Origin of the sequence: Streptomyces sp. NPDC059695 (genome assembly GCF_042733785.1) — a bacterium.
Classification (GTDB): Bacteria; Actinomycetota; Actinomycetes; order Streptomycetales; family Streptomycetaceae; genus Streptomyces.
This window is the reverse complement of record NZ_JBHWFF010000015.1, coordinates 1-19,223: the sequence shown is the minus strand read 5'-3', so window position 1 is coordinate 19,223 and position 19,223 is coordinate 1. Positions and strand designations below refer to the sequence as shown.

Below are 19,223 nucleotides of genomic sequence, written 5' to 3'. Positions count from 1 at the left end.
TCGTTCCCGATCAGAGTGGCGAGCGCGAACGCATCCGTGCGGGGTTCCGGGGCGGGCGGGTCGGCCGAGTCCCCGGAATGTCATTCCGATGGCGGAGCGCACCCGCGCGGGCGGGATCCCGCCGCGGTCGCCGACGGCTTCCTCGTGCCCGGTCCCGCTCGCCGCCGTCGCGCCCGGTGTCCTCGGCTCTCACACGGGGGCCGGGAGGGTCAGTTCGAAGCGGCAGCCGCCGGGCACGTTGTGGACGTCGGCGTGTCCGGCGTGCGCCTCGACGATGCCGCGGACGATCGCGAGACCCAGGCCCGCGCCCGAGGGGGGCGTACGGGCCCGGCTCCCCCGCCAGCCGGTGTCGAAGACGCGGGGCAGGTCCTCCTCGGGGATGCCGCCGCAGGCGTCCGTGACGGACAGGACCACCGCGTTCGCCCGGCGTTCGGCGGCGATGGCGACCGTGCCGTCGGCCGGGGTGTGGCGGATGGCGTTGACCAGCAGGTTGGACAGCACCCGGGTCATCTCCTTGCCGTCGACCTCCACGGGCAGCGGATCCACGGCACCGCCCGCCAGGCGTACGCCGTGCTGCCGGGCCAGGGCGTCGGCGCCCGCCACGGCGTCGCCCACGAGGTCGTAGAGGGAGATGCGGGTCGGGCTGAGCGACAGCGCGCCGGCATGGATGCGGGACAGTTCGAACAGGTCGGTGACCATGGAGTTGAGGCGCTCCACCTCCGCGCGCATCTGCTGGTGGTAGCGGACCGGATCGGTCACCACGCCGTCCTCCAGCGCCTCCGACATGGCGCGCAGCCCGGCCAGCGGGGTCCGCAGGTCGTGCGAGATCCAGGCGACGAGCTCGCGTCTGGAGGTCTCCAGGGCTCGTTCGCGTTCACGCGACGCTGCCAGACGCCTGCTGGTCAGGGCCAGTTCACGGCTCAGAGCCGTGAGTTCGGCGGGGGCCTGGGCGGCCGGAGCCGTGAAGGTGCCCTCCTCGCCGAAGTCGCGTGCCGCGGCGAGCAGTTCCCGGCAGCGCAGGACGACCCGTCGGCCCAGCAGCAGTGCGGTGCCGAGGGAGACGGCGGCGGCCATGGCGACGACGGTGGTCACCACGGCGAGGTCGTGGGACGACAGGAACATGGCCCGGGCCACGGAGAGGGTCCCCGCGAGCATGGCGGACACGGCGACCGCCGCGACGACGGCCAGGGAGACGGCCACGCTGCGGCGACGCAGTATCCGCAGCGCGACGGCGCCGAGCAGTCCGGCGGCGGCCGCGCCGAGGAGTGCGTACAGGGCGATGAGCAGGAGATCACGCACGGCCGTCGCCCGCCTCCGTCCGCCTCGCGGCACCGGGCGGGCCGGACGGGCCCGGGCGCCCCTCGAAGCGGTATCCGGCGCCCCACACCGTCCTGATCAGCTGCGGATCGGCGGGATCCCCCTCGATCTTCGCCCGCAGTCTGCGGACGTGCACGGTGACGGTGGACAGGTCACCGAAGTCCCAGCCCCAGACGCCGCGCATCAGCCGCTCCCGGTCGCAGACCTGCCCGGCATGCCGGAGGAAGTAGACGAGGAGGTCGAACTCCCGCAGCGTGAGCGCGAGTTCCGCGCCGTCCTTCGTCGCACGGCGGGCGGCGGGGTCCACGGACAGGCCGGCCGCGGCAAGTTCGGGCTCGGTCTCCGGGACGGTGGAGGACACCCTGCGCAGGACCGACATCACCCGCAGGACCAGTTCGCGCGGGCTGAAGGGCTTCGTCACGTAGTCGTCCGCGCCGACCTCCAGGCCCAGGATGCGGTCCTCCTCCTCTCCCCGTGCGGTGAGCATCACCACGGGCAGGGTCCGCGTCCCGGATCCGCTCGCGCGCAGCCGGCTCGCGCGCAGCCGGCGACAGACCTCCAGACCGTCCATGCCCGGCAGCATCAGGTCGAGGACGACCAGGTCCGGCCGGTGACGGGCGGCGGCCTCCAGCGCGGCCGGGCCGTCCTCCGCCCGGTGGACGGTGAATCCGGCGCGCTCCAGGTACCCCGCCACGACCTCCGAGACGGTCGGGTCGTCGTCCACGACCAGGACGCGGCCCGCGACGCCACCGGGGACGGGGCCGGGACCGGAACCGGTTTCGATGCTGTTGGCCATGCGCCCAGGGTGGCACCGAAAGGAGCCGCGCATGCCGCCGGGCGGCGTGGTGTCCGCGTTTCGTAAGGTCTCAAAACGCCCTTCTCCGCGTTCCGGTTCCTACGGTGTGGAGGGTGACTCCTTCTGCTCGTCCGCCCCGCGCGGACCTCGTACTTCCTTGCCTCGACGAGGCCGGGGCACTGCCCTGGGTCCTCGCGCGGGTGCCGGCGGGGTGGCGGGCCATCGTCGTCGACAACGGCTCCACCGACGGCTCGGCCGACCTCGCCCGGTCCCTCGGTGCCACCGTCGTGCACGAGCCCCGGCGCGGCTTCGGCGCCGCCTGCCACGCGGGGCTGCTCGCCGCACGCGCCGAACTCGTCTGCTTCTGCGACTGCGACGCCTCCCTGGACCCCGGCCTGCTCGCCCCCATGGCCGAACGGGTCGCCGCCGGTGAGGCGGACCTGCTGCTCGGCCGCCGCCGTCCCCAGGGCCGCGGTGCCTGGCCCGCCCACGCCCGGGCCGGGAACGTCGCCCTGGCCCGGATGCTGCGTCGCCGCACCGGGCTGCGCCTGCACGACCTCGGCCCGATGCGCGTGGCGCGCCGCGAGGCCCTGCTCGGCCTGGGGCTGACGGACCGGCGCAGCGGCTATCCGCTCCAGATGGTCGTACGGGCCGCCGACGCGGGCTGGCGGGTGGCCGAGACGGACGTCCCCTACCTGCCCCGCACGGGAAGGTCCAAGGTCACCGGGACCTGGCGGGGCACCTGGAACGCCGTCCGCGACATGCGCGGGGTTCTGGCCGAGCCGCCGTCGGCCCGGTCCGCGCGCACCGAAGGAGTCTCGGCATGAGCACCCTCCTCGTCATCGCCAAGGCGCCCGTTCCGGGGCGGGTGAAAACCCGTCTGACCCCGCGGTTCAGCACGCGGCAGGCCGCCGACCTCGCGCGCGCCGCACTGGAGGACACCCTCGCGGTGGTCCTGGCCACCCCGGCCCGGCGGCGCGTCCTGGTCCTCGACGGACGGCCGGGTCCCTGGGTCCCGGCCGGCATCGAGGTCGTCCCGCAGTCCGCCGGCGGCCTGGACGTCCGGCTGGCCGCCGCCTTCGCCCTGGCCGAAGGACCGGCCCTGCTGATCGGCATGGACACACCGCAGGTCACCCCGGGCCTCCTCGCGCTCGGGCTGGACTTCACGGAGGCGGACGCCTGGTTCGGGCCCGCCGACGACGGCGGGTTCTGGGCACTCGGCCTGGCCGATCCCGACCCGGCCCTCCTGCTCGGCGTCCCCATGTCCGTGGCACACACCGGTGAGGTCCAGCGGCGACGGCTGACGGCCGCGGGGCTGACCGTGCGGGACCTGCCCGAACTGTGCGACGTGGACTCCCCCGCCGACGCGGAACGGGTCGCCGCCGGCGCGCCGCGGACCCGCTTCGCCGCCCTGCACTCCGGCCTCTGCGCGATCACGCGATGACCGCGCAGCTCACCGAACCGGCCACGCGGGCCTGGCGGGCCGACCCGTACGCCGATGCCCTGCGCGCCGGCCGGGGCCCGCTCTACCTCCGGCGTCACGACGGCCGGCGGCTGCCGCTCGACGTCGAACGGTGGTGTGCCGAGCCCGACGCGGCCGACGACACCGTGCTGGCGCGGTGCACCGGGCCCGTGCTCGACATCGGCTGCGGACCGGGCCGCCTCGTCGCCGCCCTCGCCGGACTCGGCCGCGCCGCGCTCGGTGTGGACGTGACCCCCGAGGCGGTGGCCCGCACGGTCCGGGCCGGGGGCAGCGCCCTGTGCCGGTCCGTCTTCGACCCGCTTCCCCGCGAGGGCGGTTGGGGCACGGTCCTGCTCATCGACGGCAACATCGGCATCGGCGGCGACCCGGCCGCCCTGCTGCGCCGGACGGCGGCACTGGCCGCACCCGGCGGATCCCTCCTCGTCGAGGTGGCGACCACCGACGTCGACGAGCGCGTCGAGGTGCACGTCGAGGACGGCTTCGGCGGACGCGGGATCCCCTTCTGGTGGGCCCGTCTCGGCACCCGCGCCCTGTGTGCCGAGGCGAGGGCCGCGGGCTGGACCCCGTACGGCACGTGGCAGACGCCGGACCGGCACTTCGTGCACCTGACCCGCTGACCGGCGCACCGCCCGGGTGGAGTCCGCTTACGGACGCCGCCCGGGCGGCCCGCCGCCTCCTGCCGTTCTAGGCCAGGGGCTGGGGCTTGATCATCGCGAAGACGGCGCCCTGCGGGTCGGCGACCACGGTCATCCGGCCGGCCATCATGTCGAACGGCGGCGCCAGCACGGCGCCACCCCGCTTGACCAGTGCGTCCACGGTGGAGTCCACGTCGTCGACCGCGAAGTACGTCAGCCAGTGCGCGGGGGTGCCGGGCGGGTCGTTGGCCAGCAGGGTGACACCGCCGACCGCGCGGCCGCCGACCCGCAGCTCCCAGTAGGAGTCGGCGCCGTCCAGCGGCTCGATCTCCGCCCCGAACACCTCGCCGTAGAACGCGGTGGCGGCCGGCACGTCGCTGGTGTGCAGCTCGTTCCAGGTCAGGGCGCCCGCCTCGTTCACCACCTGCGCGCCGAAGAACTCGCCGGGCTGCCACACGCCGAACACCGCGCCCTGCGGGTCCGCCGCGACCAGCATCCGGCCCAGGTCGCCGACGTCCATGGCCGGGACGAGCAGCGTGCCGCCCGCCGAGACGATCGCGTCCTGCGTGGCCTGGGCGTCCGTGGTGGCCAGGTAGCCGGTCCAGACCGTCGGCGGCTCCGGCATTCCCTCGGGCGCCATCGCCGGGCCGATGCCGGCCACGGCCCTGCCGTGCAGCTCGCAGACCGCGTACCCGCCGAACTCGTCGGGGCCGGGCTTTCCCTGCCAGCCGAGGAGATCGCGGTAGAAGTCCAGCGCGGCCTGCTGGTCCTTCGCCATCAGATCCACCCAGCACGGGGTGCCGGTCGCGTAGGGGGTGGTGACTTCGGGCATGCTCGCTCCTTCTGCGTCGGAATCTCCGGCCACCCTGTCGTCACGGACGGAGCGGTCCTACCCGACACGCCACCACGAAGTGGGGAACCGGGCACGGCTTTCCCCCCATGCGTCGGAGGCGACCTCCACGACGCGGAGCCGCACCCCGTGAACGACTGATCACCCGCCCCGGAGCCCCCACCGGTCGCGGTCGTCAGAGCCCGCGGCTGACGACCGACAGTGTGGTGCTCAGGGCCAACTGCACTTCTTCTTCGGGCAGATCGCGAAGCGGTCCGTCGATGAGCAGATGGCTCAGGCCGTGCACCGCGGACCAGGCCGCGTACTCGGAGCCGTGCCGCCGGTCCGCCGGTACGGCCCCCGTCTCCGTCAGGTCGTCGAGGCACCGGGCGAGCAGGAGGAAGGGGTGCGGGGCGCTCTCCGGCGCCTGCGGCAGGAGCGGGGCGTGGGAGCCGGTCGCGGAGAAGGCCGTCTGGAACCACCCCGGCTCGGTGCGGGCGAACTCCACGTACGCCCTTCCCAGGGCATCGAGGCGTGCCCATGCCCACCCCTGGGGGCCGTCGGTGCCCTCGGTCACCGAGGCCAGCCTCAGGTCCATCAACGTGCCGAGCCTTCCCATACAGCGGTGCGACACCGCTGCCAGAAGCGCTTCACGGTCCTCGAAGTGCCGGTAGGCGGCGTTGTGGGAGACGCCTGCTTCACGGCTCGCGGCGCGGAGCACGACGGACCTCGGCCCTCCGGCACGGGCGAGGGACAGGCCCGCTTCCACCAGGGCCTCGCGCAGGTTTCCGTGATGGTATCCGCGCTTCTGCATCGCGATCCCCTCGCTCACCCGATCCCATGTTGACGATGTCACCATATCGTGCAAATATCCCTTTATACCCATGTAGCCAACGTCAACATTGTGGTGGAACTGGAGGCTGTGATGCCTTCTCGCTCGCCTTCACGGCAGAACGTCGTTCTCGGCACGGTCTGCCTGGCCGCTCTGGCCATCACGTTGGACACGACGATCGTCAACGTCGCGCTTCCCGACCTCAGCCGGGAGTTGGATGCCGATACCCATGACCTCCAGTGGATCGTCGACGCCTACAACCTCGCCTTCGCCTCCCTGGTGCTCACCGCCGGCTCCCTCGGAGACCGCTTCGGCCGACGACCGGCCCTCCTGGCGGGGCTGGCCGGCTTCGCCCTGAGCAGCCTCGCCGGCGGTCTGGTGGAGTCCGCGAGCGCGCTGATCCTGGTCCGCTTCCTCATGGGGGCGAGCGCCGCGGTGATCTTCCCGACCACGTTGTCCATCATCACCAACACCTTCCCCGAGCGCCGACGGCGAGCTCGGGCGATCGGCATCTGGGGCGCCGTGACAGGGCTCGGGGTCGCGGTGGGGCCCGTCGTCGGCGGCGTCCTTCTCGCGCACTTCTCCTGGCCCTCGGTCTTCTTCGCACTCGTCCCGGTGGCCGTCCTCGCCCTCGCCGCGGCATGGTTCTGCGTGCCGGAGTCCAGCGACCCCGGCCAGGCGCGCCTCGACATCCCCGGGCTCCTGCTCTCGACGGCCGCCATCGGCCTTCTCGTCCACACGATCATCGAGGGGCCGCAGAGCGGCTGGGGCAGCCCGGCCCGGGTCGCCGGATTCCTCGCCTCCGGCCTGCTGATCGTGCTGTTCGTCGCGGTGGAGAGACGCCGACGGGCACCCATGATCGATGTGGCGCTCTTCCGGAACCCGGCGTTCTCCGCGGCGAGCGGATCGGTCACCCTGGCCTTCTTCGCGCTGTTCGGCTTCATCTTCCTCGTCACCCAGTACTTCCAGCTGATCCGCGGCTACGGAACGCTCTCGACCGGCGTGCGGATCCTGCCCGTCGCACTGAGCATCGCCCTCGGCTCGGTGGGCGGCGCCGCCCTGGCCGTGCGCATCGGGACACGGACGACGGTCATGACCGGACTCGCGCTCCTCGCCGCGTCCTTCGGCTGGATCGCCCTCTCCCCGGCCCTCATGCCGTACGGCGCCGTCGTCGGGCAGATGGTCCTCATGGGTCTCGGACTCGGAGCGACCACCGCGCCGGCCACCGAGTCGATCCTGAGCGTCCTGCCTCCGGCGAAGGCGGGCATCGGATCGGCGGTCAACGACGCCACGCGCGAGACCGGCGGAACCCTCGGCGTCGCCGTCCTGGGCAGCGTCTTCACCTCGTTGTACGCCGCGCACCTGCCGGGCACCGCGTTCGGCGGACTGCCCGATCCGGCCGTGCACACCGGACAGGAGTCCGTCGCCGCGGCGGTGTCCCTCGCCCGCGGCGCGCCGTCCTTCGTGCAGCAGCAGCTGCTCGGCGCGGTCCAGGACAGCTTCATGTGGGGATTCCACCTCGCCTGCGGCGTGGCGGCGGGCGTCTGCCTGCTCGGTGTCCTGGGCGCGACCCGGCTCCCGGGGGCCATCGAGCGTCGGCCCTCGTCCGGAACGACCGGAGTCCCGGACCCACTCCGGACTCACGCCTGAGGCGACGTCCGGCTCGGCACACGAGCCCGGCACGCCACACCGGTGGCACCCGTGACGGAACGGGGCACGCGCGCGCGTGGCCGGCACCCCTCGAAGGAGAGGTGGCCGGCCACCGGCGCGCGGATGCGGTCAGCGGCTCGCGTACGGCAGGAGTGCCATCTCGCGGGCGTTCTTGACGGCGGCGGCGACGGCCCGCTGCTGCTGGGCCGTCACGCGGGTGACCCGCCTGCTGCGGATCTTGCCCCGGTCGGAGAGGAACCTCCGGAGCAGGTCGGTGTCCTTGTAGTCGAGGTACGTGATCCCGGCCGCGTCGAGCGGGTTGGGGCGGGTCGCGGCGGGCTTGCGGGGTGCGGGGCGCCGAGCCATGGCGGCTTCTCCTTCTGCGGGGGTGCGGTCGTACGGCGGTGGTCAGGCGGCGTCGAGGAGGGAGGCGAAGGCGGCGGGCAGTCGCTTCCAGGCCTCGGGGCCCGACGCGTACTCCGCGTCGGTCAGCAGGCAGGAGTCGAGCAGCCGCTCCAGCCCTTCCCGGTCCAGGCCGGGCGAGGTGAAGACGAGGTGCTGGCAGCAGTCGCCGTGCTCGGGATGCCAGTCGAGCGCCGCCGCCGCCCGGCGGACGGGAGGAACCATCTCCCAGGCCGCGTCCGGCAGCGACGCCAGCCAGGGCCCGGCGCTCTCCACGCACAGCGCGCCGCCGGCCGCGTCCCAGGCGAGCAGCGTGTCGGGGCGGTCGGCGAGCCAGAACCGGCCGCGGCTGCGGGCCGCGGCGCAGCACAGGTCCTCCAGTGCCTGGTAGAGGCGCTCGGGGTGGAAGGGCCGTCGGCGATGCCAGACGAAGGTGGCGACTCCGGACTCGTCCGCCTCCTGCGGCAGCAGCGCGCACGCCGGGTGCTGGGCGGCCGCGGCGGCCTCCACGTCGAAGCCTGCCAGCGCGGCCCTGACGAGTTCGACGGAGGCGGCCGGAACGCGTCGGGCGGTGGGGTGCAGCTGGGCGAGGAGGGCGTGGTCCCCTTCGTCCGCGTCGTCGTTGTCGACCACGGCGAGGACGGGGGCGTACTCCAGCTGTCGCGCCCAGGTGTCACCGACGGTCCGCCGATCCGTGGCGGCGGCGGCGAGTCCGGCCTCGGCCAGATCGTCCCCGTTCCCGAGATACGGCAGGACGAGTGCCGGGTCCACGGCGGTGATCACGCTCGCGACGACGAGGCGGTGTCCACCGTGTCCGGCGATGACCTCCGCCATGCCCTTCGGTTCGACCGAGTCCCAGAGTTCGACGACGGCCAGTCGGGTCAGACCGCCGTCCGCCATGCGTTCCAGTTCGGGGACGAGGTCCTCGCGCAGCGCGCAGCACGCACAGTCGTTCACCAGCGGCGTCTCGCTCCTGGAGAGGAGGCCGTCGGCGTCGCGGACCAGGCGGAGCACGGTGCCGTCGGGCGCCGAGGCCAGGTCGTGGTGGAGCGCCACGCTCCCCTCGACGGCGTGCAGGAGACGGTCGACGATCTCCTTGCGGGCGTCGGAGTGGAGCCCGGCGACGATCACGACGGGGAGCTGCCGGTCGGGCGCCATCAGCGGGCTCCGTAGCGGTGCTCGGAGCGTTCCGCTCGGCCGGGGAGGTCGGGGACGCGTGCTGCGCCCGGGGGGATCTCGTGGTGTGTCATGACAGGTACTATATGGCAACGATTTTCATTACCAACAAGCTCGGTCCACGAGAAAGGCGGCACCCCCCATGTCGGCCCACTGCCAACTGACCGGCGCCAAGCCGGGTTTCGGCAACGCGATCTCCCACTCGCACCGGCGTACGTCACGACGCTTCGACCCCAACATCCAGCGCAAGCGCTACTGGCTGCCCGGCGAGGGACGCCACGTCCGCCTCACCCTGAGCGCCAGGGCCGTCAGGACCGTCGACACGATCGGCATCGAGGCCGCCGTGGCCCGGATCCGCGCGCGGGGAGGGAAGGTCTGATGGCGAAGAGGAGCAAGATCGCGCGGAACGAGAGGCGCAAGGAGGTCGTCCGGCGCCACGCCGCCCGCCGGGCCGAGCTGAAGGAGATCATCCGGCGCCCGTCCACCACCCCGGCGGATCGCGCGGCCGCCCAGGAGGAGCTCCGCCGGCAACCGCGCGACGCCAGCGCCACCCGCGTACGCAACCGCGACAGCGTGGACGGCCGCCCTCGCGGCTACCTGCGCACGTTCGGACTCTCCCGCGTACGGACACGGCAGCAGGCTCACGCGGGATTCCTGCCCGGAGTGACCAAGTCGTCCTGGTAGCAATCCCCTCGGCCCGACCGCGGCCCCTGCGGTCGGGCCGCACGGCCGGAAGCCGGTCCGCGGGCGGCGCGCGCCGACACGAGGCCACGAGCACGGCCAGCAGCCCCGCGACGGCCATCGCGTCCAGCGACCTGCCGCGAGCCCGGTGACGGCCGTCAGCTTGTGGCGCGCACCCGTGTCCGAGGCTCCTCAGCTACGGGCGTGGCCCCGTTCTCGGTCGAGCGCCCGAGGACGAGCGGTCGGTCCACGGTCGTGCCCTGGGCGCGATCGCCCACGGGGCGGTCGAGGCGAGTTGGGGGTCAGGCGGCCCCGAACGCGTCAGGGGCCGTTTCAGATTGCTCTGAAACGGCCCCTGAACCACGACTCTTTCGAGTCGGGACGACAGGATTTGAACCTGCGACCCCTTGACCCCCAGTCAAGTGCGCTACCAAGCTGCGCCACGTCCCGATGCGCGTCTTCGCGGGGTTTCTCCCGCGTCGCCGTGCAGGGAAAACATTACCTCACTCCGGACGGTGGGATGACGCACGGGCTGTCACGGCGTCCGGGGTCAGGAGGTCCGCGCCGCAGGTGGCGGCCAGGGCGGTCGCCTCGGCGAGGGTGGCGGCGGAGCCGGTGGCGTTCGCCAGGTCGAAGCGGGCGCGGGCTTCCTCGTAGCGGGACGGCGACGCCGCGAGGTGCTCGACGGCCTTCTCCAGGAGGCCGCGGGCTTCGGTGGGCTCGGCGAAGAGGGCCAGGCAGCGCAGGGCCTCGCCGAGCGCCGTGTGGGTGCCGAGGCGTTCCGCGTGGGTGAGGGCCTCGCGGGCGATCCCCGCCGCCCGGTCCGGCTCGGTGGGTGCGAGGGCGCGGGCGAGGTCCAGCGGCCACGGGGCCCACACGATGTGGTGGCGGCCCCGGACGGTCAGGGCCTCGGCGGCCCCCTCCAGGGTGGACACGGCCTCCTCGACGCGGCCTTCGGCGAGCAGCAGCCGGCCGAGGATGCTGGGGCCGTCCGGCAGCACGATGGCGCCCGGCCAGGGCGGGCCGAACGCGTACCGGTCGGCCACGGCCCGCGCCTGTGCCGTACGGCCCCGGGCGACGAGCGTGTCGATGAGGAGGCAGGCGGTGTCCCAGTGGACGGGGAGACCGTCGCCGACGCGGTCGGCGAGCCGGAGCCCCTCCTCCAGGTGGTGCTGGGCGCGCGGCAGGTTGCCGCGGCGCCGGTGGACCAGGCCCAGGAGGGTGTGGCCGAAGGCGAGGTGGGCCCCGCTCCAGCCGGAGATCTCGAAGGCCCGGACCGCCTCGGTGAAGAGGGCCTCGGCCCGGTCGGGACGGTCGGCGAACGCGTAGGCGATGCCGGTGAAGGCCGGGAGTTCGAAGCCCCATTCGGGGTCGGTCCAGCCGAGGCCGCGGGCGGGCGCTCCGTCGACGAGGGCGAGGTCGCAGAGCCGGACGACCTCGGTGGCGGGTTCCCCGCGCATGGTGGCGTCGAAGCCGCGGACGGTGATGAGGGCGCGTTCCGAGTTGTCGGCTCCCGTCAGGCCCGCGGTGAGTTCGGCGAGCCGGCGGGAGCGGTCGGGGCCGTCCTCCTCGGACGCCTGGAACCCCTCGTAGATGAAGTGCGCGGCCTGGAGCCGTCGGCGGCCGGTGCCGGGCGGGGTGCGGGCGTACTCGACGGCGGCGGCCCGCGCGGCCTCCTGGAGCTGGTTGTTGTGGGCGAGGGCCTGGACGAGCCGGTAGGTCGCGTCGATGCGCAGCTCGTCGTCGAGGCCGGGCAGGTCGAGAGCGGAGCGCAGGTGGCGGACGGTGGCGGCGGGCGCGGTGAGCAGGGAGGCGCAGCCGAGTTCGTACAGGACCCTGGCGTACGTGTCGGCGTGGGGCGGTTCCACGAGGGCCCGCTCGAGGCAGCGGCGGGCGGCATCCGGGGCTCCGACGGCGAGGTGTTCGACGGCGGCGGCCCGCAGTCGGGCCACGACGTCCTGGTCGTCGTCGGGGTGCACTTCGAGGAGGTGGCGGGAGACGGCGGCCGGCCCGTGGCCCGCCTGGGTGAGCGCCCAGGCGGCGAGGCCGTGCAGGGCGGTCCGCATGCCCGGCGGCACCGAGCCGTACACGGCGGTCGCGATGAGCGGGTGGGTGAACTCCAGCGGCGGGACGGGCACGAGGGCGAGCCCGTTGCGGCCGCTCGTCGGCGCGGTCACGATCCGCGCGGCCCGGAGGCGTTCGGTGTCCTCGGCGACCTGCTTCCCGCTCATGCCGGTGAGGCCGGAGAGGAGCTCGGGCGTGCTGTCGGTGCCGAGGACCGCGATCGCCCAGGCGAGTTGGGTGGGGCCGCCGCCGAGCTCCTCCAGGCGGGCGACGAGGCCGCCGCCCCTGGCGCCGGCGCCGAGGTCGCGGAGGAGTCCGGCGGAGCCGGCGACCGGTTCGAGCATGCGGTCGCGGGCCTTGGCCAGCAGCTCGACCGTCTCGTACGGATTGCCGGAGGTCACCGTCCACACCTCGCGGCAGAACGGCTCGTCCGCGTGCCCGCCGAGGGTGTCCCGGGCGAGCGAGGCGATGGCGCCGGACGTGAGCGCGTTCAGGCCCAGGGTGAGCACGGCGCGGTCCGCGAGCGCGGCGAGCGTCGCGGGCCCGCCGGGGCCCTTCGGCTCCCGCACGAACGGGCGGTGGGCCAGGACGACGAGGACGGGCAGCCGGCGGTCGCGCCGGGTCCGGGTGAAGGCGTCGAGCCAGGCCAGGGATTCGGCGTCGGCCCAGTGGACGTCGTCCACGAGCAGCACCGGGGGCCGGTCCCGCAGCCGGTCCGCGAGGCGGTCCAGGAGCCGGGCGAGGCCGATCAGCACGCCCTGCGGGTCGGCGGGCGCGTCCGAGGAGGGCACGGCGAGGCCGAGCGCCGGGGCGAGCAGGTCGTAGTGGTCGCCGAAGAGCTGCCGCACCTCGTCGGCGGCGAAGCCGTCGAGGGCGGGCTGGAGCAGCTGACGGGTGAGGTGGAAGGGGACGGAGGTGAGGGTCTCGCCGCCCCGGGCGGTGAGCACGGTGCAGCGGTCGCGGGCGGTGCGGTGGATCTCGGCGAGGAGCGCGGTCTTTCCTATGCCGGCCTCGCCCCGGTAGACGAGGATGCCGCCGCGTCCGGGGCCGCCCGCCGCCGCTCCGGCGACGAGTTCGTCGACGGCGTGGGCGGCCGCGGCGAGCTCCGGACCGCGTTCCAGCAGGGCGCCCCGCTCCGCGTCGGAGACGCCGGGCGCGAACGGCGTGCGGGCGGCGACTGTTCGGGATCCGTCGGCACCGGTGACTCACTCCCCACACGAACTGTTGGCATGACGCGTCCGGCACCACCCGCGCGGACCGGAACAGCGCCGGACCGTCGAGCCTAGCGCCCGTGATCGTCCGACGGGCGACAATGGGCGGGTGAACCGGACAACGGGTGACCAGGACGGCGGGGGTGACGGGGTCTCCGGCGGGAGCGGGGGCGCCGGGAGGGGCAGCCGCAGGGACCGTGACCAGGAGGGGCGCGCCCGCAGCGCCCGGCCCCGCGACGGTCTCGGCCGTCCGCTGCCGTACGGGGCGGAGGGGGTGCCCCGACTGCCCGAGGGGGTCGTCCGCGCGCCCGGGGAGACCGTGCGCGAGGCGCAGCGGCTGCTCGACGCCGGGATGCCGTTCCACGCGCACGAGGTCTTCGAGGACGCCTGGAAGTCCGGCCCGGCGGCGGAGCGGGACCTGTGGCAGGGGCTCGCCCAGCTCGCCGTCGGCCTGACGCACGCGGCCCGGGGCAACGCGTCGGGCGGGGCCCGGCTGCTGCGCCGGGGCGCGGACCGCCTCGCGGGCGGGAGCCCCGTTCCCGGCGCGTACGGGATCGATGTCGGCGGACTGGTGGCGTGGGCGCGGGAGTTGGCCGACCGTACGGAGTCCGGTGGCGGAGGCCCCGTGGACGCCGCCGCGGAGGCGCCCCGGCTGGGGCCGGTCTGACCGTGCGCGTCGCGTCAGGCCGGGGCGTTCGGTGCGTTGCGCGCGGCGCGCGGCCGTCCCGGTCCGGGCGGATCCGGCGGGTAGGGGCGGACAGGCCCTACGGCCGTAGCGCGCGGGCCAGGACGGACGTGTGGCTCACGGAGGGGTCCTTCGCGGCCGTCAGGAGGGTGACGGTGTCCCGGGCGGCGAGGTCCCGGAGCCGGTCGAGCGCCGCGGCGGCCTCCGGGGCGTCGAGTTCCGCCTCGTAGCGGCGGCTGAACTCCTCGTACTCGCCCTCGGGGCCGTGGTACCAGCGGCGGAGTTCGGTGGACGGAGTGAGCGCCTTGGGCCACTCGTCGATGCGGGCGTCCGTCTTCTTGAGGCCGCGCGGCCAGAGGCGGTCGACGAGGACGCGCACCCCGTCGTCGGGCGACGGGTCCTCGTATACGCGGCGGACGCGGACGGCGGGGGTGCTTGCGGCCATGGCTCCAGGGTGCGGGACGGGACCGCGTCCCGCCCGCCCCGACGACGCGCGGCGCGGCGCGTGCGTCGCCGGTCCGCGTGGGGCCGGGGAGGGGCCCGGTGCTCAGCCCTCCACGCGAGGGGCCCGGGCTCAGCGCCCTCGACCCGAGGGGCCCGGTGCTCAGCCCTCGACGCGCAGGGCCGGGAGGAGCACGGCGTCGACGAAGGCGGGCATGGTCGAGGAGTCCGCGAAGCGCTCCTCGAAGATCCGCTCGATGCGGAGCATGCCCATGAAGCAGGGGGCGACGAATCCGATCGCCGGGTTGTCGGCGTCGACCTCGCCGCGGTCCACCGCGCGGGCCACGACGGCGTCGATGGCCGCGATCTCGGGGGCGATGACGGTCTCGCGGAGCGCGGCGCGCAGGTCGGGGTGCTGCATGTAGGCCTGGGCGACGGCCTCCATGAGCTCGGCGTCCCGTTCGCGGTGGGAGGCGGCGATCCGGGCGGCCTCGCGCAGGTCGCCGGCGAGGGTGCCGGTGTCGATGCCGGTGAAGACGGTGCAGCGGCGCCGGGCGAGCGCCGCGGTCACGAGCTGGGGCTTGGTGCCCCACTGCCGGTAGAGGGTGGCCTTGCCGCACTTGGTGCGGGCGGCGACGCCCTCCATGGTCACCGAGTCGTAGCCGCCCTCGCGCAGGAGGCAGAGCACGGCGTCGTACAGCTCCGTCTCGCGCTCCGGCGTGATCTTGCTGCGGCGGGCTGCCGCGGTCGCGGCCTGAGTGGACATCGATTCCTCCCGGACACCTCTGTCTCTGCACATACGAGAGTAGGGGGTGCACAATCGAGACGCAAACGTATCGAGACGCTTGCGTCTCGATCGAATCGGATCTAGGCTCACTCCGTTTGTTGGCGATTTGACGGATTAGAGGGCCGCACGATGGCTGTCGGGATACGCGGGATACGAGGACCACGTCCTGCAGGACCGGGGACGCCTCCTCCCCCCGGCCCGGCCGGGACCGCAGGGACCGGGGACGCGGACGCCGCGTCCGCACCCGAACCCGGACCCGCATCGCCGTCCGGGTCCGGGTCGGGGTCCGCCCGGCCTCCGCTCGTGCGCGAGCTCCTGCTCGTCACCGCGCTCTTCCTCGTCTACAAGTTCGGACGGCTCTTCGCCAACGGCCACGAGACCCGCGCCTTCCAGAACGCCGACCGCGTCTGGGACGCCGAGCGCGCGCTCCACCTGCCGGGCGAGGGAACGATCCAGCAGCTGCTCCTGCACGGCGAACCGCTGATCCGGGCGGCCAACACGTACTACGCGGCCGTGCACTTCCCCGCCACCATCGCCTTCCTGGTCTGGCTGTACTGGCGCCGCCCCGCGCACTACCTGTGGTCCCGCCGGGTGCTGGCCCTCACCACCGGTGCCGCGCTCGCGCTGCACCTGCTGATGCCGCTCGCCCCGCCCCGGATGCTCGCCGCCTCCGGGCTCGTCGACACGGCCCGCGTCTACGGACCCTCCGTCTACGGGGCGACGCCGGAGACGGACTCGATGGCGAACCAGTTCGCGGCCATGCCGTCCCTGCACTTCGGCTGGGCCCTGATGGTCGCGATCGGCCTGATCGCCGCCACCCGGTCCCGCTGGCGGGTGCTCTGGCTCCTGCACCCGCTGCTCACCCTGCTGGTCATCGTCGGCACCGCGAACCACTACTGGTTCGACGCGCTCGCCGCCTCCGTCCTCCTCGGCCTCGCGCTGCTCGTCGTCCGCGCGCCCGGCCGGCGGACGGCACCCCCGCCCGTACCCCGTCCGCTCGGCGCGGCGCCCCTCCCGGTCGGAGCCCTGCGATGAACCCCGCCACCGGTACCGCGCTCGCGGTCCTCCTCTCCCTCGTCTCGGCCGCCGGGTACGCGCTCGCCGCCGTCGCCCAGTCACGGCTCGCCGCCGCCTCCCCCGCGGCCCCCGACGGGCGCGGCGCGCTGCGCGCCCTCCTCGCGCGCGGCCAGTGGTGGTGGGCGGTCGGCCTCAACGCGGCCGGAGCCCTCGCCCACGTCGCCGCCCTGCACTACGGGCCGCTGACGCTGGTGCAGCCGCTCGGCGCGCTGACGCTCGTGGCGGCGCTGCCGCTGGGCGCGTACTGCGCGCGGCGCCGGGTCACCCGTACCGAGTGGCGCGGGGCCCTCTGGACCCTCGGCGGACTCGTCGGGCTCGTCGCCGTGACCGGACCCACGGCGCCCGGCGAGGCGCTCAGCCTGCGGGAGTCCCTGGTCGTCGCCGCGGCCACCGCGCTCCTCATCGCGGCGCTGGCCTCGGGGCGGCTCGGCGGGCGGGAGCAGCGCGGGACCAGCGGCCGGGGCGGGCGCGGCCTGGGGCACGCGACGGCCTCGGGGATCGCCTCGGGCGTGGCCTCGGCGCTCACCCAGACGCTGACCGCCGCGCTCGCGCTCGACCTGCCCGGCACCGAGCCGTCCTGGTGGCAGACCGCGCTGCTCGCGGTGCTGATATCCGCCTTCGCCAGCGGGGGCCTGCTGCTCTCCCAGGCCGCCTACCGGGGCGGACTCGCGGCCCCGCTGGCCGTCGTCAACCTCTCCAACCCGGCGGCCGCCGCGGTGATCGGCGTGGCGCTGCTCGGCGAGACCTTCCGGGCGGGCGCCTGGGGCTGGCTCGTCGCCGCGGGCGCGTCGCTGGTCGCCGCGCGGGGCGTGGTCCTGCTGACGAAGGGGGGTCCGGCCGAGGCGGCGCCGGCACCCGTGGCGGCGACTTCGGCCCCGGCCGCGGAGGCGCCGCCGATGCCGGCTCCCCGCCCCTCCGAACGCCCCGGTCTCCCGGACCTCCCCGGTCTCCCGGACCTCGCCGGCCTTCGCGACCTCCCCGGCCTCGCGTCGCCGGACGGCGAGGCGGCGCCCGCGCCGATCGCGGGCTGAGGCGGCCGCGACCCCGTATGCGCCACGAGGCGACGGCGCCCCCGTATTCGTCATCTTGACGACAATCAGGGAAGCCCCCTATCGTCATCATGACGACAAGGGGGTTTCCATGGCTGACATCACCCGGCGGGCCGGCTGGCGCCATCTGCGCTCCGCGCCCACCGCCCACATACGCCACCAGCGCCGAGGCCGGCTCGTCCACGACGGCGAAGGACTGAGCTTCTGGTTCCGGCCGCTCTCCGCCGCCCTCTCCGAGGTGCCGGTGAACGACCGCGAGCTCGCCATGGCCTTCCACGCCCGCACCGCGGACTTCCAGGACGTCAGCGTGCAGTCCACGGTCACGTACCGGATCGGCGATCCCGGCGCGGCAGCCACCCGGCTCGACTTCTCCATCGACCCCGACACCGGCGCCTGGCGCGGCACCCCGCTGGAGCAGATCGCCACCCTCCTCACCGAGACCGCCCAGCAGCACGCCCTCGACGTCCTCGCGCGCACCACGCTCGCCGCCGCGCTCGTCGACGGCGTGGCGGCGGTACGGGACCGCATCGCGGCCGGACTCGCCGCCGAGCCCCGGCTCCCGGACACCGGAATCGAGGTCGTCGCGGTCCGGGTGGTCGCGATACGCCCCGAACCGGAGGTCGAGCGGGCCCTGCGCACGCCCGCGCGCGAGCAGATCCAGCAGGAGGCCGACCGGGCCACCTACGAGCGCCGCGCGGTCGCCGTCGAGCGGGAACGCGCCATCGCCGAGAACGAGCTCGCCAGCAGGATCGAGCTCGCCCGGCAGGAGGAACGGCTCGTCGAACAGCGCGGCACCAACGCCCGCCGCGAGGCCGAGGAGAACGCCGCCGCCGACGCGGTACGGGCCGAGGCCGAGGCCGTACGGAAGGTCAGACTGGCCCGGGCCGAGGCGGAGGCCGCGCGCGAGGTCGGCGAGGCGCGCGCCGGAGCGCAGTCCGCCTGGCTGCGGGCGCACGCCGAGGCCGACCCGGCGACGCTGCACGCCCTGGCCGTGACCCGGGCAGCGGAGAACCTGCCGCGCATCGAGCACCTCACGCTCTCCCCCGACGTGCTGACCGGGCTGCTCGCCAAGCTGGGCGGCGAGGGCGGGGCGCGGCCGTGAGCCTCGCTCCGCGCGCGGTGCTCGTGCACCGCACCACGGAGTACGAGGAGCTGCTCGCCCGGCACGGGACCCACGGGCAGGCCGCGTTCTTCCTCTCCGCGCGCGGCCGGTCGGTCGACGCGGTGCGCGAGCGGCACGAGCGGACCCGGCGGGCGCTCGCCGAGGTGGCGGGCGCGGTTCCGCTGACCTGGCGCCAGACCCGGGTCGAGCGGGCCGACCTGGACCGGTTCCTCTTCGGGCCCGAGGACGTCGTGGTGGTGGTCGGGCAGGACGGTCTCGTCGCCAACGCGGCGAAGTACCTGGCGGGGCAGCCCGTCATCGGCATCGACGCCGACCCGGGACGCAACGCGGGGATCCTGGTCCGGCACCGGCCGGACCGGGCGCGCAGGCTGCTGCCGTACGCGGCGGGGGCCGGGGCGGCGGCCGACGAGCTGACGATGGTCGAGGCCGTCACCGACGACGCGCAGCGGCTCCTCGCGCTGAACGAGATCTACGTCGGCCCGCCGGGCCACCAGACCGCCCGCTACACCCTGGGGTTCGACGGCACGGACGTCCCGCCCGAGCCGCAGGCCTCCTCGGGCGTGCTGGTCGGCACGGGGACGGGCGCGACGGGCTGGCTCCGCTCCCTGTGGGAACAGCGGTCCAGCCCGCTCGCCCTGCCCGCCCCGGCCGACGCGCGGCTCGCCTGGTTCGTCCGCGAGGCGTGGCCGTCGCCGACGACCGGCACGACGCGGGTCGAGGGCCTCCTCGACGCGGGTCGCGGCCTGCGGCTCACGGTCGAGTCGGACCGTCTGGTCGCGTTCGGCGACGGGGTCGAGTCGGACGCGCTGGAACTGACCTGGGGCCAGACGATCCACCTGACGGTCGCGACGTCGCGCCTGCGGCTGATCATTTGACGACGGTGCGCCCCCCGTCGTGGGCCCGCGCGCCTGCCCCGTTGTGGGCCTTCGCCCCGCCGTTGTGGGCAATCGTTCCGCTGGGGCGGAACGGGTGGGCACAACGGAAC

The 19,223-nt window shown here is 74.8% G+C and carries 20 protein-coding genes and 1 tRNA gene; 11 read left to right on the top strand and 10 right to left on the bottom strand.

The annotated features are described in order from the left end of the window. Positions 1 to 189 precede the first annotated feature (189 nt). Positions 190 to 1,299 carry a sensor histidine kinase gene (locus ACFV2S_RS19920; RefSeq protein ID WP_385560490.1) on the bottom strand — a complete coding sequence of 370 codons (1,110 nt, stop codon included), beginning with the start codon at positions 1,297 to 1,299 and terminating at the stop codon, positions 190 to 192. Further along, a complete protein-coding gene (locus tag ACFV2S_RS19915; protein ID WP_385560487.1) occupies positions 1,292 to 2,113 on the bottom strand; it encodes a response regulator transcription factor in 822 nt (273 codons plus the stop codon). The genes ACFV2S_RS19920 and ACFV2S_RS19915 overlap by 8 nt, the downstream gene beginning before the upstream one ends. A 113-nt stretch (positions 2,114 to 2,226) precedes the next feature. Between ACFV2S_RS19915 and ACFV2S_RS19910 the strand changes: the two genes are divergently transcribed. Genes ACFV2S_RS19910 through ACFV2S_RS19900 form a run of 3 tightly spaced genes read left to right on the top strand, consistent with a single transcriptional unit; the run spans position 2,227 to position 4,213 of the window. Then, positions 2,227 to 2,940, top strand: coding sequence for a glycosyltransferase family 2 protein (locus ACFV2S_RS19910; protein WP_385560483.1), 714 nt, complete (start codon positions 2,227 to 2,229; stop codon positions 2,938 to 2,940). Next, entirely contained in the window at positions 2,937 to 3,557 is a 621-nt protein-coding gene (locus tag ACFV2S_RS19905; RefSeq protein WP_385560480.1) for a DUF2064 domain-containing protein, read from the top strand. Before ACFV2S_RS19910 ends, ACFV2S_RS19905 begins: the two co-directional genes overlap by 4 nt. After that, positions 3,554 to 4,213, top strand: coding sequence for a methyltransferase domain-containing protein (locus ACFV2S_RS19900; protein ID WP_385560477.1), 660 nt, complete (start codon positions 3,554 to 3,556; stop codon positions 4,211 to 4,213). The genes ACFV2S_RS19905 and ACFV2S_RS19900 overlap by 4 nt, the downstream gene beginning before the upstream one ends. A 67-nt stretch (positions 4,214 to 4,280) precedes the next feature. Here the strand turns inward: ACFV2S_RS19900 and ACFV2S_RS19895 are convergent, their stop codons facing one another. Both ACFV2S_RS19895 and ACFV2S_RS19890 read right to left on the bottom strand, forming a co-directional pair. Then, entirely contained in the window at positions 4,281 to 5,063 is a 783-nt protein-coding gene (locus tag ACFV2S_RS19895) for a VOC family protein (RefSeq protein WP_385560474.1), read from the bottom strand. Positions 5,064 to 5,256: 193 nt separating this feature from the next. Continuing rightward, the gene (locus tag ACFV2S_RS19890; protein ID WP_385560471.1) at positions 5,257 to 5,874 is read right to left on the bottom strand and encodes a TetR/AcrR family transcriptional regulator; all 618 of its coding nucleotides are present in this window, start codon (positions 5,872 to 5,874) and stop codon (positions 5,257 to 5,259) included. 111 nt (positions 5,875 to 5,985) lie between these two features. On the opposite strand from ACFV2S_RS19890, the gene ACFV2S_RS19885 reads away from it, so the two are divergent. After that, positions 5,986 to 7,542: an MFS transporter gene (locus tag ACFV2S_RS19885; RefSeq protein ID WP_385560469.1), complete on the top strand. Its 1,557-nt coding sequence runs from the start codon at positions 5,986 to 5,988 to the stop codon at positions 7,540 to 7,542. Between the two features lie 129 nt (positions 7,543 to 7,671). On the opposite strand, the gene rpsR is transcribed toward ACFV2S_RS19885, so the two are convergent. Beyond that, positions 7,672 to 7,908 (bottom strand): 30S ribosomal protein S18, encoded by a 237-nt coding sequence (gene rpsR, locus ACFV2S_RS19880; protein WP_385560467.1) that lies wholly within the window; start codon positions 7,906 to 7,908, stop codon positions 7,672 to 7,674. Positions 7,909 to 7,950: 42 nt separating this feature from the next. Beyond that, complete coding sequence (locus ACFV2S_RS19875; RefSeq protein ID WP_385560464.1) at positions 7,951 to 9,102, bottom strand: CobW family GTP-binding protein; 1,152 nt, start codon at positions 9,100 to 9,102, stop codon at positions 7,951 to 7,953. Between the two features lie 160 nt (positions 9,103 to 9,262). Between ACFV2S_RS19875 and rpmB the strand changes: the two genes are divergently transcribed. Next, positions 9,263 to 9,499 carry a 50S ribosomal protein L28 gene (rpmB, locus tag ACFV2S_RS19870; RefSeq protein WP_383802097.1) on the top strand — a complete coding sequence of 79 codons (237 nt, stop codon included), beginning with the start codon at positions 9,263 to 9,265 and terminating at the stop codon, positions 9,497 to 9,499. After that, positions 9,499 to 9,804 carry a 30S ribosomal protein S14 gene (gene rpsN, locus ACFV2S_RS19865; RefSeq protein WP_385560459.1) on the top strand — a complete coding sequence of 102 codons (306 nt, stop codon included), beginning with the start codon at positions 9,499 to 9,501 and terminating at the stop codon, positions 9,802 to 9,804. Before rpmB ends, rpsN begins: the two co-directional genes overlap by 1 nt. A gap of 373 nt (positions 9,805 to 10,177) precedes the next feature. Here the strand turns inward: rpsN and ACFV2S_RS19860 are convergent. After that, positions 10,178 to 10,251: transfer RNA gene (locus tag ACFV2S_RS19860), tRNA-Pro, on the bottom strand. Positions 10,252 to 10,304: 53 nt separating this feature from the next. Then, positions 10,305 to 12,989 carry an ATP-binding protein gene (locus tag ACFV2S_RS19855; RefSeq protein ID WP_385560943.1) on the bottom strand — a complete coding sequence of 895 codons (2,685 nt, stop codon included), beginning with the start codon at positions 12,987 to 12,989 and terminating at the stop codon, positions 10,305 to 10,307. Positions 12,990 to 13,185: 196 nt separating this feature from the next. Here ACFV2S_RS19855 and ACFV2S_RS19850 point away from each other — a divergent pair, with 196 nt between their 5' ends. Continuing rightward, on the top strand, positions 13,186 to 13,743 hold the full coding sequence (locus ACFV2S_RS19850; RefSeq protein ID WP_385560456.1) for a DUF309 domain-containing protein: 558 nt from the start codon (positions 13,186 to 13,188) through the stop codon (positions 13,741 to 13,743). Positions 13,744 to 13,840: 97 nt separating this feature from the next. On the opposite strand, the gene ACFV2S_RS19845 is transcribed toward ACFV2S_RS19850, so the two are convergent. Next, positions 13,841 to 14,206, bottom strand: a complete 366-nt coding sequence (locus tag ACFV2S_RS19845) for a DUF488 domain-containing protein (RefSeq protein ID WP_385560453.1) — start codon at positions 14,204 to 14,206, stop codon at positions 13,841 to 13,843. Positions 14,207 to 14,365: 159 nt separating this feature from the next. After that, complete coding sequence (locus ACFV2S_RS19840) at positions 14,366 to 14,968, bottom strand: TetR/AcrR family transcriptional regulator (RefSeq protein ID WP_385560450.1); 603 nt, start codon at positions 14,966 to 14,968, stop codon at positions 14,366 to 14,368. 324 nt (positions 14,969 to 15,292) lie between these two features. On the opposite strand from ACFV2S_RS19840, the gene ACFV2S_RS19835 reads away from it, so the two are divergent. The 4 genes from ACFV2S_RS19835 to ACFV2S_RS19820 all read left to right on the top strand — a co-directional run bounded on the left by ACFV2S_RS19835 (position 15,293) and on the right by ACFV2S_RS19820 (position 19,113). Next, entirely contained in the window at positions 15,293 to 16,024 is a 732-nt protein-coding gene (locus tag ACFV2S_RS19835; RefSeq protein WP_383790831.1) for a phosphatase PAP2 family protein, read from the top strand. After that, positions 16,021 to 17,097, top strand: a complete 1,077-nt coding sequence (locus ACFV2S_RS19830) for a DMT family transporter (RefSeq protein ID WP_385560447.1) — start codon at positions 16,021 to 16,023, stop codon at positions 17,095 to 17,097. Before ACFV2S_RS19835 ends, ACFV2S_RS19830 begins: the two co-directional genes overlap by 4 nt. Before the next feature lie 109 nt (positions 17,098 to 17,206). Continuing rightward, positions 17,207 to 18,217, top strand: coding sequence for an SPFH domain-containing protein (locus tag ACFV2S_RS19825; protein ID WP_385560444.1), 1,011 nt, complete (start codon positions 17,207 to 17,209; stop codon positions 18,215 to 18,217). Beyond that, entirely contained in the window at positions 18,214 to 19,113 is a 900-nt protein-coding gene (locus ACFV2S_RS19820; RefSeq protein WP_385560441.1) for a hypothetical protein, read from the top strand. Before ACFV2S_RS19825 ends, ACFV2S_RS19820 begins: the two co-directional genes overlap by 4 nt. The last annotated feature ends 110 nt before the right edge of the window (positions 19,114 to 19,223 follow it).

Bases quoted from the DNA above. Each gene is read 5' to 3' on its own strand.
- ACFV2S_RS19915 (WP_385560487.1), bottom strand. From the start codon at position 2,113: ATGGCCAACAGCATCGAAACCGGTTCCGGTCCCGGCCCCGTCCCCGGT.
- ACFV2S_RS19905 (WP_385560480.1), top strand. From the start codon at position 2,937: ATGAGCACCCTCCTCGTCATCGCCAAGGCGCCCGTTCCGGGGCGGGTG.
- ACFV2S_RS19900 (WP_385560477.1), top strand. From the start codon at position 3,554: ATGACCGCGCAGCTCACCGAACCGGCCACGCGGGCCTGGCGGGCCGAC.
- ACFV2S_RS19895 (WP_385560474.1), bottom strand. From the start codon at position 5,063: ATGCCCGAAGTCACCACCCCCTACGCGACCGGCACCCCGTGCTGGGTG.
- ACFV2S_RS19890 (WP_385560471.1), bottom strand. From the start codon at position 5,874: ATGCAGAAGCGCGGATACCATCACGGAAACCTGCGCGAGGCCCTGGTG.
- ACFV2S_RS19885 (WP_385560469.1), top strand. From the start codon at position 5,986: ATGCCTTCTCGCTCGCCTTCACGGCAGAACGTCGTTCTCGGCACGGTC.
- rpsR (WP_385560467.1), bottom strand. From the start codon at position 7,908: ATGGCTCGGCGCCCCGCACCCCGCAAGCCCGCCGCGACCCGCCCCAAC.
- ACFV2S_RS19875 (WP_385560464.1), bottom strand. From the start codon at position 9,102: ATGGCGCCCGACCGGCAGCTCCCCGTCGTGATCGTCGCCGGGCTCCAC.
- rpmB (WP_383802097.1), top strand. From the start codon at position 9,263: ATGTCGGCCCACTGCCAACTGACCGGCGCCAAGCCGGGTTTCGGCAAC.
- rpsN (WP_385560459.1), top strand. From the start codon at position 9,499: ATGGCGAAGAGGAGCAAGATCGCGCGGAACGAGAGGCGCAAGGAGGTC.
- ACFV2S_RS19845 (WP_385560453.1), bottom strand. From the start codon at position 14,206: ATGGCCGCAAGCACCCCCGCCGTCCGCGTCCGCCGCGTATACGAGGAC.
- ACFV2S_RS19840 (WP_385560450.1), bottom strand. From the start codon at position 14,968: ATGTCCACTCAGGCCGCGACCGCGGCAGCCCGCCGCAGCAAGATCACG.
- ACFV2S_RS19830 (WP_385560447.1), top strand. From the start codon at position 16,021: ATGAACCCCGCCACCGGTACCGCGCTCGCGGTCCTCCTCTCCCTCGTC.
- ACFV2S_RS19825 (WP_385560444.1), top strand. From the start codon at position 17,207: ATGGCTGACATCACCCGGCGGGCCGGCTGGCGCCATCTGCGCTCCGCG.